The sequence below is a fragment of the Fimbriimonas sp. LA-C6 genome, assembly GCF_055398105.1.
In genome coordinates, this window is record NZ_AP038796.1 from 4232229 (window position 1) to 4248081 (window position 15853).

The window sequence follows — 15853 nt, forward strand, 5'->3', positions numbered from 1 at the left end:
GGCGGAGAAGCGAGAACTCCGTTCCCTTTTTTTGTTTGTTTTTTGCAACTTCATATTCTTATGGGGCGTAGTCAGTGGCGACCCATGAAGTCCAAGCTCGTCGAGCTCCCCGAGGAAGAGTTCACTCTTAACGCTTATCCACAAGCTGTGGGCTATGGAGCCTTATTCGGCTTTAGCTTAGGATTCTTGATCCATATTCCCATTATGGTGGTGTACATGGCCATCACCTCAATCTGGTTTCCGAACCTCTCGATGCCAGGGATTTACCTTGCAACGATCGTCCTAGGATCGATTGTTGGGATAGGAATTGGACTCTACAGTGGCCTGGTTACCTGGCGATGGACGCAAATTAAGTGCGACCAGCAAAGGATCGTTATCTACGGCGTAGATGGCATCGTTTTTGAGTCCAGGTGGACGGACATCGCTTCGTATAAGTCAAGGTTCTTCAGTTCAGAAATTCGATCACGTGATGGATTGCTGGGCAGAATTCCGACCCTCATCATGCAATCCGGGACACGTGAAGCGAAGCTCCTCCAGCGGCAATTGCAAAGCTATTCTCCTCCCGCAAAAGAGTTTAATCCCAAGAAGTGGTTCGTCTATTCAACGGCTACTCTGGCTGCGGGGTTACCAGGTGTATTTTTGCTCAGAAGGCCAACTGATATCCTCGCATCCCTAACAGATGCTCCGACTATCAAAGATTGGATGGCAATAGGTGCGTCTACCCTGTCAATAGTTTGTCTTATGGTCGGTGCATTCGGTTTGCTTGGCCTATTGAGCTTCAAAGCCGAGTCATCTTCCGAGAAAGCGGATGTCAAGAAACGGATGCGGAAACCCTCCCGTTTCGGGCCATCCTTACATGAGACCTTTGAGTTACTTAGCCAATACCCAAAGCCTCAAGAGCTCGAGGTTGGTAAGACCTACCGTTATCTTGACCCAGACGCCATCCTATCGTCTACAAAGGAGTTTGTTGGCGTTAGCTGGTTCCTAATCAGTGTTGCTGTGTTGCTCTCGGCCGGTGTTGTTTCCGTGGCGGCATCTACAGATCGTTTAATCGATCAAGTCATGATGCTTGTTCTCGGACTACTTAATTTGCTACTTACGGGAGGAATTGGCGTCTGGACTCTGGTTAAGTCAAGCACGTTCCGAAAAACAATTGATTGGACGTTCCGCGTGGAGGACGATTCCATCGTTGTCACGACGCAGAATGAAATCCTCCACCTCAACCGCGAGCCTGTCAAAACTTCCAAATACCTGATCTCCAACCGGGACCCACAGCCAGGTTCTCAAGGTGACACCTTTACCGACGGGCACAAAACCTACAAGATAGACCGCCGCTTTCTCTGGCCAGAATCGTCTTCAGACAAGCTTGAGAATCAATCCCCATTCGGGTGATTCGTCTGGGTCGTCGCAGATTCTTTCGCTGACTACTTTGGCTCCGAAGCGGTCGTAGAGGCGGTGGGCGTCGTGGAACCGTTTGTCGCTCCAGATTTCCATGGATTGGAGGCCTTTTTGTTTGGCGTAGTCGATGGCGGTTTGGAGTAGTTTGGAGCCGATGCCTTTTCCGCGACCTTCGGGGTGGACGTAAAGACGCATCAGGGAGCAGTCTGTGCCTGTGAGTCGGAGCATGCCGTCGAGTTGGATGGTTTCTTCTTCGGCTTCGATGGTTGGGTAGATTTCGAGGGCGACTGTTCCGATTACTCGACCGTCGACAACTGCCACCCAGAAGGGGTAGTTGTTGGCGAGGTAATGGGTGGGGACGTTGTAGAGATCTGCATGGTAGCTGTCTTCGTCCCACATGAAGTTGTATTCTTCGTAGACGGTTCGAATGACGTCAATCGCACCCTGTTCATACTGAGGAGCCCATTCCTGAATCACTTTTCTAGAGTACCGGACCTGGAGGCTTGACTCCGAGGCCCTAAATCAGTATCATATTTATTCACGGATCGTTAGCTCAGTTGGTAGAGCAGCTGACTCTTAATCAGCGGGTCGTAGGTTCGAGCCCTACACGGTCCACCAAAGTTTTGAAGCCACCTTTAGGGTGGCTTTTTTGCTTTTGGGAGTTAACTTTTTTGGGCCTGGAGCATCCAGTGGTGCTTTTCTAGTTTGGCCACGATTTGGTGAAGTAGGTCGGCGGTGACGGTGTCTTCCGACTCGATGGTTTCCATTCTTGAGCGGATGAGGGCGGCTAGGGCGTGGGTTCCGTGGCTGGCTTGGAGGAGGGTTTGCTCGCCTGTGTGGAAGCCCGGGGTTGTATCGGTGAGTTCGGTGTCGGATGCGACGCTTGTGGATGTCCCGAGAGGGCTGTGGCCGCAGGCGGTGAGTCGCTCAGCGACGTCATCGATGAATTGCTGGGCGTCCTGGTAGATCTCGTCCAGTTGTAGGTGGATGGGTCTGAAGTGTGGGCCTGTGACGTTCCAATGGAGTTGCTTGATATTCAGGCTGAACGCGATGAGGTCCGTGAGGATCGGCTGAAGGACTCTGTGGTTGTGCTCACGGACTGGGCCGGGGACGACGGCGAAGCTGTGTTCGATGAGAATTGGTTTTTCGGTTGACATCTAAGGAGCCTTGACCTTGTTTTGGACTGTTTGGTCCGCGGTCTGGGTGTAGTTTCTCCCTTGGCAGTTATCCAGATCGTTCCGAGTTAGGCTGGTTTGCGTTCCGGGTAGCCGTTGGTTGGGGGATGCTTTCCTTGGTCTGTGCTTCGCTTCGACCTGGGCTTGTATATTTCGCCCCTTCAGGGCTTTCGGACGTTGTTGGTGGGTTTATTGAGTTGAGGAGCGTTCCTAAAGCACTTCGGGTTCGTGGTGGTTTGGTTACCAGGACTGTGTCCTTCGCTGGGACGGAGCGCCCCGTTCGGGGCTAGGGATTTGATTGGTGGTTGTTGCGACCTGAGTTTAAAGTTGGTGGGTTGTCTTGATGAGGAAGGGACAGTTATGGTCCCCGCCCAAGTGCTGCATTCGCAGCACCCACCCTTATTTTAAAGCTGCGCTTTCCCAGGCCTGCGCTTTGCTCCGACCTGGGCTGATATAGGTCGCCCCTTCAGGGCTTTTGGACGTGGTTTGTGCGGTTTTTCGTGGGGGGTCTTGTTACCAGGACTGCGTCTTCGCTCTGATGGAGCGACCCGTTCGGGGTTAGGGAGCTGCGTTGATGGTCGTTGTGACCTGAGTTCAAGGTTGGTGGGTTGTCTTGATGAGGAAGGGACGGTTTCGTTCCCGCCCTGGTGCTGCATTCGCCGCACCCCACCCCTTTAATCAAAGCTGCGCTTTCCCAGGCCTGCGCTTTGCTCCGACCTGGGCTGATATATTTCGCCCCTTCAGAGCTACCGGACGTGGGTTGAGGTGTGGGCCTTGAGTTAGCTGCAGGCGCAGGAGCCGCAGCATTCGGCGCATTCGGAGCAGGCTAGGCCCTCGCAGCGCTGCCTTTTTCTGGGACTGGGCTTTGCTTCGGGTCGCGTCCAACCAGGTGGTGTATGGATTGCCGCCGTTCAGTTCATGATATCAGCGCCCGCTTCCTCTTGCCACGAGTGCATCGTTTTTTGTTGAGGGTAGCCCCAAGGTTGAAGATGTGGCCTGTCTTTTGGCGACCTGCCATTCATCGTGTTGCTCCATGAGAATGGCTCCGATGAGTCTGACGACTCCATCATCTTTGGGAAAGATCTGGACGACGTCAGAGCGCCGTTTTATTTCTCGGTTGAGCCTTTCTAGTCCGTTGGTTGAGGCAAGTTGGGGCCACAACTGGGGTGAGTAAGCTCTGTGGGCAAGAACATCTTCCTTGGCGCTACGCATGAGCTTGGTTACTTCTGGGAAGCCAGCTTCAAGGTTGTCTGCGACCTCATCCCACTTCTTTGACGTGTCATCTGGAGTCGATTCTGCCAACGCGGTCCTGATAAAGCTAGCAACCAACTCTTTCCGGCCGCTGGGAACACGCGCCAGCACATTGCGCATGAAATGAACACGGCAACGTTGCCAAGAGCAGCCCATACATTTGGCGATAGCAAGCTTCAGCCCGCTGTGAGAATCGCTCACAACAAGCTTAACTCCACGCAGACCCCGGTCGAGCAGGGAGCGCAGAAACTCCGTCCAGAACTCTTCCGTCTCAGAGTGACCAACCTTCATCCCAAGCACCTCTCGTCTCCCATGCTCGGCCAGACCAATGGCCACAACCGTTGCCTTGCTAACAATCCGGGAGCCTTCTCTAACCTTTACGTAAGTGGCATCGAGCCAAACATAAGGGAATGCACCCTCAAGGGGACGATCCAGGAATTCATCTACTCTGCCTTTCACCTCAGCGCACAGCCGAGACACTTCGCTCTTACTGATCCCAGAGCAACCCATAGCTTGAACCAATTCGTCTACCGAACGTGTCGAAACACCTTGAAGCCATGCTTCTTGAATGACACCGACCAGAGCCTTTTCAACCATACGCCTCGGCTCCAGGAAGCTGGGAAAATAGCTGCCGTGACGAAGCTTGGGAATACGAAGAGCCAACTCACCCATCCGAGAGTCGTAGGAACGTTCGCGGTAGCCATTGCGTGAGTTCCTGCGATCCTCACAACGTTCACCGTGCTTTGCGCCTGTCAATGCCTGAACTTCGAGTTCCATCACCTCGGAAAGAGCCTCACCCAGCAACTCAAGGAGAAAGTCCTTGACCTGCGCGCCCACATGAAGAGATATATTCTTATTTGCCATATCCGTTATCCGTTGTCTTCTCATCAAAGAAACTGGACGGTATGGCAACCCGTACACCACTTAATGGGACGCTAATTTGGGTTTTTTAAAGGAAGGGACTGTTTCGTTCCCGCCCTGGTGCTGCGTTCGCCGCACCACACCCCTATTTTAAAGCTGCGCTTTCCCAGGCCTGCGCTTCGCTCCGACCTGGGCTGATATATTTCGCCCCTTCAGGGCTTTCGGACGTTGTTTGTGGGGTTCTGGGTTTGTGTGGGGTTGGGTTGGACGGTTTTTTGTTTGATTGGAATCTTAAGAACATTTGGGGAGGGCGATTTTGATTTGCTTTGTTGGGTGGGGGTTGTTGTTATACACTTGGCGGACGTGTTTAGCTTGGCGACTCTCTTGATTAGCGTTTTTGTGGCTCAGGATGCTTCGGTGCAGACGGAGCACTTTGTTTTGCACAAGTTTATGCAGCCGATTGGGGAGGAGGTGGTTACGACTACTCGTTCAGGCGGGGAGCGGCGCACGGAGGTTCAGTTCAAATTTACTGATCGAGGCTCGGCTGTGGCTTTGACCGGGAAGTTGGTGACTGATGAGAAGTTTCGTCCTCGGAGCATGGTGCTTGGGGGGCAGACAGCGCGTACGGTGCCGATTAAATTGAGCGTGGCAGTTGCCAATGGTTTGGCCCAAATTCAGGAAGGGAAGAACTCGCGGACGGAGTCGGTTAGGGACTCGGCTTGTGCTGTTGCTGGATATGCGCCGGTTGGGTTTCAGCAGAATTTGATTCGGACTTGGGTTTCTCGAGGGAAGCCTCAGAGGATGGAGCTTGTTCCGGCTGGGGCGGTTTATATTCGGGAGACGGGCATGGTTCGGCTTGGGACGGATGGAAAGACCAGGCTTCGCGGGTTTTCTGTGCGGGGGCTGATTTGGGGGCTTGAGAGTTTGTGGACTGATGAGGGTTACAACCTTGTTGGTTTGGCTTGTCGGGATGCGGAGTTTGATCACTTTGAAGCTGTTCGGGATGGGTATGAGGCTTACCTTCCCAAGTTTGCTGAACTGGCTGGGAAGGACTCGATGGCGGAGCTTGCGCGGCTAAGTCGAAATGCGGTTAAGAAGACGAAGCACGTGGTTGCTCTGACTGGTGCTCGGCTGTTTGATGGGTATGAGACGACGGAGAATGCGACCGTTATCTTGAAGGACGACAAGATTCTGGCGGTTGGCCCGATGGCAAGTGTGGGTATTCCGAAGGATGCTGAGGTTCTTGATCTCAAGGGGAAGACTATTCTGCCTGGACTTTGGGATATGCATGCGCACTTTGAGCAGGCGGAGTGGGGGCCGACTTATCTGGCTGCTGGGGTGACGACGGTTCGGGATTGTGGGAATGTTTTTGAGTTCATTACGGCTGTTCGCGACTCTATTCAGAGTGGTAAGGGCGTCGGGCCTCGGCTGCTTCTGGCGGGGCTTGTGGATGGGGACAGTCCGATGGCTTTGGGCGTGAATCGGGTGAATAACGCTGAGGAAGCTCGCGTGCAAGTGAGGCGTTGCAAGGAAGCTGGGTTTTCGCAGATGAAGATCTATAGCTCCATGAAGGTTGCCAACGTGAAGGCGGTTTGCGACGAGGCGCACAAGCTTGGGATGACTGTGACTGGACATATCCCTCGTGGGATGTCGTTGCGGGATGGGATTGAGGCGGGGATGGATCAGGTCAATCACATTGACAACTTCTTTGTTGACCTGGCAACTGGGACGGGCGGATTTAGTGAGCGGAAGATTGATGAGAGCCTGCCGGAGACTCAGCAGAAGATTGCCTATATCAAAGCAAAGGGAGTTGTTGCAGATCCGACGGTTGCGCTTTACGAGTTGCTGATGCACTCATCCTCAATTCCTGCGGAGCAGTTGGAACCGGGTATTGCGAAGGTGCCACCTGAGTTGAAGTCGATGATGGAATCGATGGCCGAGGGGTCTGATAAGGCTTCGACTCAGAGGATTTTCGATCAGTTCTTGGCCGTGATTCGGGTTTTGCACAAGGCTGGCGTGCCTATTGTGGCGGGTACGGATCAGTCGATCCCTGGGCATAGTTTGCACCGGGAGCTAGAGCTTTATGTGCAGGCTGGCTTCACTCCTGTCGAGGCGATTCAGTCTGCCACTGTTGTTCCCGCGCGGTACATGGGTTTGTCTCAGGAAACGGGCGCTGTTAAGGTGGGGTTGAAGGCTGACCTGATTGTGGTTGATGGGAATCCGCTTGAAGATATTAAGGCGAGTCGCCATGTGGTGATCGTGTTCTCTGCAGGGAAGCGGTATGTCCCTGCAGAGTTGTGGAAGATCGTTGGCTTCAAGCCTTGATCTAGTAGCGGAGTGTGTTCTTCTGGGCTGATTGGAGCTTGACTGGGCCCAGGAGTCCGGATTCAAGCAGGGGTGAAGCCTTGCCGTAGTGGTGCCAGGTGGTGAAGGTGATTCTTCCTGTTTTGGGGCGGGGTTCGCTGTTGGTTAGCCATTTGGGCCAGGCGCTGATTTGTGGGCCGTTGAACTGAGCGTCTTCAGGTAGTTGTTCGTCTCCGATTAGTCGGTTGGGCCATAGGTTGGTGACTTTGATTTCTAGGCGGTTCTTGCCAGGTTTGAGGAGGCCGGTTAGGTCTGCGATGAAGGGGGCTTTCCAGAGGACTGCTACTTCACGGCCGTTGAGTTTGACGGTGGCGAAGTTTTTGACTTCGCCGAGGTCGAGGCGGAGGGATCTCCCGGAGGTGAGGAAGGACTTGGGGACGTTGAACTCCTTTTGATAGAGTGCGCTGCCGGAGAAGTACTTGATGCCTTGGTTGGGATGAGTCGGCCAGGAGATGAGGGATTTGAACTGGGCTGTGGCGGGTGCTCCGAGGTTGGGAGGGAAGCTTAGTTGCCAGTTGTGACTGAGATCTATTGACTTGACATCGGTGCCGTATCGAATTACCTTTGATCGCTCGTTTGGCGGGGCGATGAGGAGGTTGGTCGGTTTCCAGGCGGTGACCTCTAGCTTGCTTTGGCCTTTCACGTGTGCCTCGTAGGAGGGGGCTGGGTCCATGTTTGGGAGGGTGATCAAGGTGAGGATGTCGTTCTCGCGGATGGTCTTTTTCTTTGTTTCGTTGCCTACTCGGTATTCGAGATCGAGTTGTTTCACTACGTTGACTGCTGGGTCGCCGTAGAGGGCGTTTGAGGCTGGGACTTCGAATTGGCCGTCTTTGAGGATCGCTCGGACTTTCTGGGTGACATCTACTCCTCGGCCGTCGGATGTGCCGTAGCGGGCTTTCAGGATTTGCACGGTTGGCAGCTTTGGTGCTGGGCTGAGGGTTGGGTCTGGGCCGACGTGTTTGAGGTGGCTTTTGGGAGCTGGTTTGCGGAAGACGACGAACATGGATTCCGCGGGGCCGAAACGGAGGGGGACAGACGTGCGGCCGTCTTGTTCGGTGTAGGCTGGAGCGTCCTCGGTCTTGCCGGTTTCTGGGTTCCAGAGTTCGGGGACCTTGCCGGTTACTCGGAAGGTTAGCTGGGCTTCTGTTGGGCGATACCTTTGGTTGGAGACGAAGTAGATGTCTGCGCTGCCGGTTTTCCGGTGGATGTGCATGAACTTGTTGCTTCCGACAGAGGGGGAGTATTCGAAGTCTGGCAGGATGCGAGCGTGTTCCATCACCTCGGCGAGGGGAGATCCCCAGATGACATGGCCTTTGCCAAGCCCGGGTTTGCCCCAGATTTCCTGGGCGATTGCGCGGACTTCTTGATCGCAGGCTGGATAGTCTTGGAGGCTAGGTGAACCTGTTGGTTTGGGGCCGTAAATGGTTGCGCCTGCTTTGACAAGGTCTCGGACTTTGCGCGCTACGGCTGGGGTCATGTATCTGGACTCTGGGAGAATCAGGAGAGGATAGGACATGCCGCTGGGGAGTACGAGGCGACCGTTTTTGACGGTCATGGAGAGTAGTGCGGCGGCGTCGCAGCTATCGTAGTCGTAGCCTCTGGGAAGTTGGGGGCGGAGGTATGCGCCAAAGGCTAGGTCCGCTGGGGAATCTTCGCCATAGTAGTAGCAGGCGTCGGCTACGAATCGGCCTGATTGGAGGAGGTACTGGCTACGGGAGATGTACTTCATCCAGGTTGCGGCCTCGGTCCACCAGGTTTGTGTCCGTTCGAGGTGCATTCCGTATTGGCCGAATGTCATTCCGGGCTTTTGGTTAAGCCAGGGTTGCATGGCGTAGCGGTGGAAGATGTATCGGTTGATGCCGTTGCAGAATGCTTGATCGCCTAGGGCTTTGATTCCGTAGGGGTGTTCTAGCCAGCGGCCTTGTCCTTCGTCTGCGGTGAAAGATTCGGCTCCGACGATCTCGTGTCCGTAGACGTGTCCGATTGACGATGCGAGTTTGGTGGTTTCCATCATGCCGCCGCCAATCCAGAACTCACCCATCACGATGTCTGCTTTGGAGCCGCTTTGGATGGTGTCGAATCCGCCGTTGCCGTAGGGTTCTGTGGAGAATTGCAGGCCGTTTTTGTGGCAGAGGTCTCGGAAGTGGCCGTAGTAGTTGTCGGCGTAGAGGTCTGCGATTGTGCGACGGAAATCCCAGAGGAATCGCTCGGTTCGCTCTCGGCTTTCGATTACGAGTCCGGCGATGGTGGGAAGGTATGGGAGTGGGTCGTAGCCTCTTCGCTTGGTGAACTCTTCGCGGAAGAGGGGCGTCCAGTTTTGGCTATAGACTTCGTAGCTGTCGATGAGGGCGTTGTTGAGGACTTTGCCTGCAAGTGGGCCAGCATCGGCTAGGACCTTGGCCATCATGCCTTCCCAGTGCTTATCGAGTGCGGAACTGCTGAGTTTGTCTACCTCTAGTCCGTCGCCTTCGGGTGGAGCTGGGTGGTTGTCTTTACCGGTGGGGACGTGGCCCATGCGCAGGATTGTCCAGTTTCCTGCGGGTGCATCCCAGTTGAGCGTTCCGTCTGGGCTGAACTTGTCTGTAATGTTTATGACCGTTTGGGGATTGATGACTCCGGTGACTGGGGTGGTTTCTACGTGGAGTCCGTCGCCTCGGGTTACGCCTGTTCGCTCGATGAAGTTAGGCAGGCGGGTGGTGCCTTCGGTGGTGGGGTAGGCGAATACGGCGATGTCTTTGTAGTAGGGGACGTTGGCGTAGACCTGGGGGGCTTTGGGTTGTGGAAGGGGCTGTGAGACGTGAGTGGGGCCTTGGACTTTGAGTTCGGACCATGCGAGGACTTGCATGGCGTCTTCTGGTTTGATCCAGGGGCCACCGCTGCTTGACCAGCCTGCGCAGTTGTGGATGCAGAGTTCTAGTCCTAACCTTCCTGCTTCTCTTATGGCGTGGGTGGTGAGGTCTCGCCAGTGCTTGCTCATGTACTTGGCGTCGCCTGCGGGGAAGCCTTGGGCGGCGCTGAACATTTGGGCGCCTCCCATTCCGACTTGCTTCATGGCCTCTAGGTCGGCGGTGATTCCTTCTTTGGTGACGTTGCCATCGACCCAGTGCCACCAGGTGTGGGGTTTGGCGGAGGCTGGGGGATTCTTGAACGCAGCGGAAAGGGTATCCGTTTGCGGAGCGCCTAGGGTGGCGAGGAGTGCGATGGTTATGAGCATAGACACCTTGGTACTTGGACGTCCGGATGTTACGTGATCCAAGGTGTATTAAGCAACGATTATGCGTTTATATGGCTCAGGGTTTCTTGGTGAAGAATCCTGATAGTGGGCCAGTAGAGTTTACGTCTTTGAGTGCGTTGTAGGGGAGGGTGATGACTTGTTTGGAGTCGGCGTCTGTGAAGTCGAAGACTAGGCCTTTGGCGGTGATGTGTAGGCGGTCGTTGAAGCGCTGGAGAACGATTTTTGGCTCTTCATCTGAGGTTGCTTCGCCGGTGAGTTGGGGGATTAGGTTTGTGCCTGGGTGGAATAGGTCTTCGAGTTGAAGCTTCTTGAACGTTCCGTTGACCTTGCCGATTGCGCCGTAGATTTTGAAGGGTGGCTCGGTGAAACCTTCTTTGAGTGTGATGGTTTCGACGTAGGTGATTAGGTCTGGCCGGTTGATTTCTGGATTGATGGTCAGAAGGTAGGTTGAGCGGTGGTCGGTGTCTTCGGGTCCGTCGTTTTGGAAGCTGTACTTTTCTCTGGCTACGTTGTAGTTGTACTGTTGGGTTGCTTCCTTAAGGAGTTCGGCGTTGGCTGCTTTACCGAGTTCTGTGTTGTTGCTGAACTTGTGGAATCTGACTTCGACTTGCCACTTGTTGGGGACTGAGTAGAAGAAGATTGTTTCGTTTTTGGTTTGTTTGATGTGTGATGGGCTGACTGGTGTGAAGTCTTGGGGACTCAACATGGGATCTTTGAATGCGGGTTGTTTCCCTTGTTGGTGGGTTGCGGGTGCTGTGGAGGCTAGTGTAAAGCCCATTGCCATCAAGAGTAGTCCCTTGGTTGTCAGTTGTCTCAGATCGTCCATATGATTGCCCATTGAGTGACCGGTTGTTGTTGTCGGTCCGTTTGTTGTTCCATGTTGAAACGAATGTATTTTCGGTATGGATCGGTGGGTACTGGACGGTTGTGGGTCTTATTGCTGGGTTGAGGGGTGAATGCTGGTAGTGACGCGAGGGGAGACTGCTCCGTGTTCCAACAAGCTTTGCGGATACAAAAAAAATGGGAGTTCTTTTGGAACTCCCTATTACTAACAAACAGCTTTTGCGAGGTTATCTATTAAGCTTTTCGGTTGCGTCGGCGTAGGAGGGCTAGGGCTCCTGCTCCGAGGATTGTCATGGATGCTGGTTCTGGGACGGCTTGGGTTCCGGTGACGCTTACGTCGTCTACGAATGCCGCATTTCCGGAATGGAACATGCCCGTTTCGGTTCCGATCTCGATGCCGGTTAGGATTTTGCCGCTATTGACTGAGGATGTGAGATCCCACTTTGTCCAGTGCGCTCCCGAGTTATCGAGATTTGTGAAGTGCATCTGGAAGCGGTCGGCTGTGTTATCTGAGTAGTGTAGCTTTGCAAAGATGTCTTGCTCGAAACTGAGTCCGTAGAAGGAGACATCTGTTACGTTTGTGAGGCCGGCAAAGTTTTGTCGGATGGATTGGTACGCGGACGTGCCGGAGAAGTTCTCTGCGAACTTAGCTGAGAATCGGGTGGAGTTGCAGTACTGAGACGTTGTCGTTACGAGACCGGAGGCTGGGTTGCCGCCGAAGTCTTGGGTGAGTGTCCAGTTTGCGAGGGATCCAGTTGCGATTCCGAAGTCGGAGTTCTGGATGGCGTTTGCACTTGCGAAGGTCGCGATCGTCGTGATCAGCAGGGAAGCAACAATCTTCTTTTTCATTTTAAACACCAAGCTCCCGAAGCTTCAGGAAGCAATGTGAAGAGAATGCAGGATGGCCGTAACAAGCTCGGGCGTTCGGCGTGACAAAAACGTGACATTGCGTTATCGGTTCGTTTGTTGGCGTTTTAGGCGTGGGTTGCAAGATCTTGGGCTAAGTAGTAGAACTACACCGTGTTTCGAAAAGCCTCCTTTCTTTTCCTTGCTGTTCTAGCTGCTCAAGCATGTTCTCAGGCCATTCCGAGTGAAGCGATTGGTGGGATGAGATGGAGGATGATTGGTCCTTACCGAGCTGGGCGTACAGTTGGGGCTGCGGGTATTCCTTCTCAACCGAACGTTTTCTATATTGGTGTGAACAACGGCGGGGTTTGGAAGACGAACGACGCGGGGCGGACGTGGAAGCCGATTTTTGACGATCAACCGACTGGATCGATTGGTGCGGTTGCCGTGGCTCCGTCGAATCCGAACGTTGTTTATGTGGGAAGCGGGGAAGGGTTGCAGCGGCCAGATCTGTCGGTTGGTAACGGCATGTATAAGTCGTTGGATGCTGGGAAGAGCTGGGTGCGGCTTGGGTTGCGGGATGGGCAGCAGATCTCGGCGATTGTGGTGGATCCGAGTGATGAGAACCGGTTGTTTGTGGCGGTTTTGGGGCATCCCTATGGGCCGAACGAGGAGCGCGGGGTTTATCGCTCGGTTGACGGCGGGAAGAGCTTCCAGAAGGTTCTTTATAAGGACGTGGACACTGGGGCTGTGGCACTGGCGTTTGATACGAAAGATCCGAGGGTGATCTATGCGGATATGTGGGCTGCGCGGCAGGGGCCTTGGGAGAACGGGCATTGGCAGGGTGCCAATAGCGGGTTGTATCGATCGACGGATGGTGGGGATAGCTGGACGCTTTTGAAGGGTGGTTTGCCTCAGGCTGCGGAGGGAGTGGGACGGATCGGGTTCTGTGTGGATCCTTCGGTGCCTTCGACTTTGTATGCGACGGTGGATGAGCCTAAGGTGGGTGGCATTTATCGGTCGGATGATCGGGGGGATTCTTGGCGGCGGATCAGTACGGACAAGCGGCTTACTGGACGTGGGGATGACTTTGCGGAGATCAAGGTAGATCCTAAGAACCGAGAGACACTGTACGTGGCGAACACTTGCAGCTACAAGTCTGTTGACGGTGGGAAGACGTTTAAGCCTTGGAAGGGTGCTCCGGGTGGGGATGATTACCACACGTTTTGGATCAACCCAGTGAACCCGGACATTATCCTTTTGGCGACGGACCAAGGGGCGACGATTTCGGTGAATGGCGGGGAGACTTGGAGCTCTTGGTACAACCAGCCGACGGCTCAGTTTTATCACGTGAGTACGGACAATCAGTTTCCGTACTGGGTTTACGGTGGGCAGCAAGAGAGTGGTTCGGCGGGGGTGGCCAGTCGGGGGAACGATGGGCAGATCACTTTCCGCGAGTGGCATCCTGTTGGAGCTGAGGAGTACGCGTATGTGGCTCCTGATCCTTTAGATCACGACATTGTTTATGGTGGGAAGGTGAGTCGGTATCACAAGAGCACGGGCATTGTTGAGTATGTTGGGCCGAAGTCTCGTGGGCGTGCGCTTCGGACTGCGCCGCTTCTGTTCTCGCCCGTGGATCCGCACGTGTTGTACTTTGCGGGGAACTTTCTTTATCGGACTTCGGATGGAGCTAAGAACTGGGAGGTGATTTCACCGGATTTGAGTCGGGAGCAGTTTGAGGTTCCTGAGTCGGTGGGAGTTTATCGGACGCCGGAGATGTCTAAGATGGCTCGGCGTGGGGTCATTTATACGGTTGGGCCTTCTTACAAGGACATCAACGTGATATGGGCTGGGACGGATGATGGGCTGATTCATGTGACCCGGGATGGGGGGAAGCATTGGGTGAATGTGACACCTCCTGGTTTGTCGGCGTGGAGCAAGGTGTCGATGATTGATGCTGGTCGGTTTGATGCAGGGACGGCTTATGCTGCGGTGAATCGGATTCGGCTTGATGATATGCGGCCTCATATCTATCGGACTCACGATTTTGGGAAGAGTTGGGTTGAGATCACGAATGGGTTAGAGGTTGATCCGATTAATACGGTTCGGGAGGATCCTGTTCGCCGGGGGCTTCTGTATTGCGGGTCGGAGCGGATGGCTTACTTTTCTGTTGACGATGGTGAGCATTGGACGTCCATGCGGCTGAATATGCCTTGTACTTCCATTCGAGATTTGGTGATCCATGAGAACGATGTGGTGGTTGGGACTCATGGTCGGTCGTTTTGGATTTTGGATGATGTTGCTCAGTTGAGGCAGATGGACGCTGCTGCTCTGGGGGCGAGTGAGACGTTCTATAAGCCATCTGCGGCTTACATCTTGCCCAGGAATACGAACACGGATACTCCTTTGCCACCGGAGGAGCCTGCAGGGAAGAACCCGCCGGATGGGGCGATTTTTGATTACTATCTCGCTTCTGGGGCGCGGGTTGTGAAGCTGGAAGTGTTAGATACGGCTGGGAAGGTTGTTCAGGCATTTTCGAGTGATGATAAACCTGAAGAAGTGGACGAGGCGAAGCTTGGGATTCCGCTTTATTGGGTTCGGCCGTTTCAGCCTTTAGGGGCGAGTGCTGGCTCGCATCGGTTTGTGTGGGATCTTTGTGCTGCTGGACCTAATGGGGAGAAGGGCTATCCGATCTCGGCGATCTATCACGACACTCCTGGGGAGCCTCGGGGGGCGGTTGTGGGGCCGGGAGTTTATCGGGTTCGGTTAACGGTAGACGGGCGTGCTCATGAGCAGCCGTTGCTGTTGAAGGCTGATCCTCGTGTGAAGGGTTAGTTGGAGGAGTCGTCGGGGACTGAGCCGATTTCGGTTTCTAGTTCGACTATTTGACGGGTCTTTTGGTCGAGATATTGGACACGGCGGCTTGAGGGGAGGGTGGCGATGGCTACTGCGGCGCTCATGGGTTTGGTGCCGCCGGTGATGTCGGCGATGAGCTCGTGTTCGGCGAAACCGTCTCGGACGATCTCGTTGTAGATGCGGTTGACGATGGCGATGGTTTCGGAGAGGACTTCGGGGTTTTGGACGATTCGCTCCTTGATTTGCTCGGTGGTCAGGCCGTGGTCGTTTGTTAGGTGTGCGATGAGCCTTCTGGCTTGTCCGACTTCTTGGGATGATTCGGGGGTTGTGAGTAGGTAGACCCTTTTGAGGTTGGGCTGGTGGTGTTGGATGGCTTTGACGATGGGTGCCCAGTTGGTGCTTTTCATCGCCTCGATGTCTTCGGTTTGGAGTTCTTCTTCGTAGTTGCTCAGTTTGGAAAAGGCTGGGGATCCTTTTTGTTTGTGGGAACTGAGGATGAGGAGGAGGCAGGTTGGGTCTTGGTGCGTGACTTTTCTGACTCGGAAGGTGGCGATGAAGAGGACTGTGGAGAATGTGGCTGCTGCGCAGGAAAGGTTGAACCAGGCGGGTTGTTGAGCTTCGGCGGTTGTGAGGGTTCGGGTTTGCCAAAGTTGTTGGAGCATGGCGGGGACGCTGGCGGTGTTGTTTGCGAACCAGCTTAGGGTGACCACGGTGCAGAGGAAGAAGAGGACTTTGGAAGGGCGGCGGTGGACTTTGACATCGAACAGTTGGGCTGCCCACTCGGATGGATCGCGGCGCGTGAGGGGGCCGAGGCGGTTGAATATTCGTCCGACTGCGAGGAAGCAGATGGTGCAGAGAAGGCCTGCCAGCGTGATGAGGGACGATTCCAGTTGAAGCCCGTGGAAGGGTGATGCGAGCCAGAAGAGAATGGGGCCCGGGAGCAAGGGGAGGCAGCAGGTCGCGATTTTTGCGACGGAGGTGCGGTCCTGTTGCGAGGGTTCAGTGTTCATCTTTTGCTCCGAGC

The 15853-nt window shown here is 54.5% G+C and carries 10 protein-coding genes and 1 tRNA gene; 4 read left to right on the forward strand and 7 right to left on the reverse strand.

Annotated features, from left to right (window positions below; genetic code table 11):
* Positions 1–84: 84 nt before the first annotated feature.
* Complete coding sequence (locus ACZ51B_RS19535) at positions 85–1392, forward strand: hypothetical protein (RefSeq protein WP_464295024.1); 1308 nt, start codon at positions 85–87, stop codon at positions 1390–1392.
* Here ACZ51B_RS19535 and ACZ51B_RS19540 read toward each other — a convergent pair.
* Complete coding sequence (locus ACZ51B_RS19540; RefSeq protein WP_464295025.1) at positions 1357–1875, reverse strand: GNAT family N-acetyltransferase; 519 nt, start codon at positions 1873–1875, stop codon at positions 1357–1359. The genes ACZ51B_RS19535 and ACZ51B_RS19540 overlap by 36 nt on opposite strands.
* A 65-nt stretch (positions 1876–1940) precedes the next feature.
* Between ACZ51B_RS19540 and ACZ51B_RS19545 the strand changes: the two genes are divergently transcribed.
* A tRNA-Lys gene (locus tag ACZ51B_RS19545) sits at positions 1941–2016 on the forward strand.
* A gap of 44 nt (positions 2017–2060) precedes the next feature.
* Here ACZ51B_RS19545 and ACZ51B_RS19550 read toward each other — a convergent pair.
* Both ACZ51B_RS19550 and ACZ51B_RS19555 read right to left on the reverse strand, forming a co-directional pair.
* The gene (locus ACZ51B_RS19550; RefSeq protein ID WP_464295026.1) at positions 2061–2555 is read right to left on the reverse strand and encodes a Dps family protein; all 495 of its coding nucleotides are present in this window, start codon (positions 2553–2555) and stop codon (positions 2061–2063) included.
* Positions 2556–3497: 942 nt separating this feature from the next.
* Positions 3498–4688 carry an IS256 family transposase gene (locus ACZ51B_RS19555; protein WP_464295027.1) on the reverse strand — a complete coding sequence of 397 codons (1191 nt, stop codon included), beginning with the start codon at positions 4686–4688 and terminating at the stop codon, positions 3498–3500.
* A gap of 360 nt (positions 4689–5048) precedes the next feature.
* On the opposite strand from ACZ51B_RS19555, the gene ACZ51B_RS19560 reads away from it, so the two are divergent.
* Positions 5049–7010 carry an amidohydrolase family protein gene (locus tag ACZ51B_RS19560; RefSeq protein ID WP_464297203.1) on the forward strand — a complete coding sequence of 654 codons (1962 nt, stop codon included), beginning with the start codon at positions 5049–5051 and terminating at the stop codon, positions 7008–7010.
* 1 nt (position 7011) lies between these two features.
* On the opposite strand, the gene ACZ51B_RS19565 is transcribed toward ACZ51B_RS19560, so the two are convergent.
* The 3 genes from ACZ51B_RS19565 to ACZ51B_RS19575 all read right to left on the reverse strand — a co-directional run bounded on the left by ACZ51B_RS19565 (position 7012) and on the right by ACZ51B_RS19575 (position 11976).
* Positions 7012–10263 carry a glycosyl hydrolase gene (locus ACZ51B_RS19565; protein WP_464295028.1) on the reverse strand — a complete coding sequence of 1084 codons (3252 nt, stop codon included), beginning with the start codon at positions 10261–10263 and terminating at the stop codon, positions 7012–7014.
* Positions 10264–10339: 76 nt separating this feature from the next.
* Positions 10340–11110 (reverse strand): hypothetical protein, encoded by a 771-nt coding sequence (locus ACZ51B_RS19570; protein ID WP_464295029.1) that lies wholly within the window; start codon positions 11108–11110, stop codon positions 10340–10342.
* Between the two features lie 251 nt (positions 11111–11361).
* Positions 11362–11976: a PEP-CTERM sorting domain-containing protein gene (locus ACZ51B_RS19575; RefSeq protein ID WP_464295030.1), complete on the reverse strand. Its 615-nt coding sequence runs from the start codon at positions 11974–11976 to the stop codon at positions 11362–11364.
* Positions 11977–12147: 171 nt separating this feature from the next.
* Here ACZ51B_RS19575 and ACZ51B_RS19580 point away from each other — a divergent pair, with 171 nt between their 5' ends.
* Positions 12148–14808: a WD40/YVTN/BNR-like repeat-containing protein gene (locus ACZ51B_RS19580; RefSeq protein WP_464295031.1), complete on the forward strand. Its 2661-nt coding sequence runs from the start codon at positions 12148–12150 to the stop codon at positions 14806–14808.
* Here the strand turns inward: ACZ51B_RS19580 and ACZ51B_RS19585 are convergent.
* Positions 14805–15839 carry a hypothetical protein gene (locus ACZ51B_RS19585; protein ID WP_464295032.1) on the reverse strand — a complete coding sequence of 345 codons (1035 nt, stop codon included), beginning with the start codon at positions 15837–15839 and terminating at the stop codon, positions 14805–14807. The two genes, ACZ51B_RS19580 and ACZ51B_RS19585, sit on opposite strands and share 4 nt — an antisense overlap.
* Positions 15840–15853: the final 14 nt, after the last annotated feature.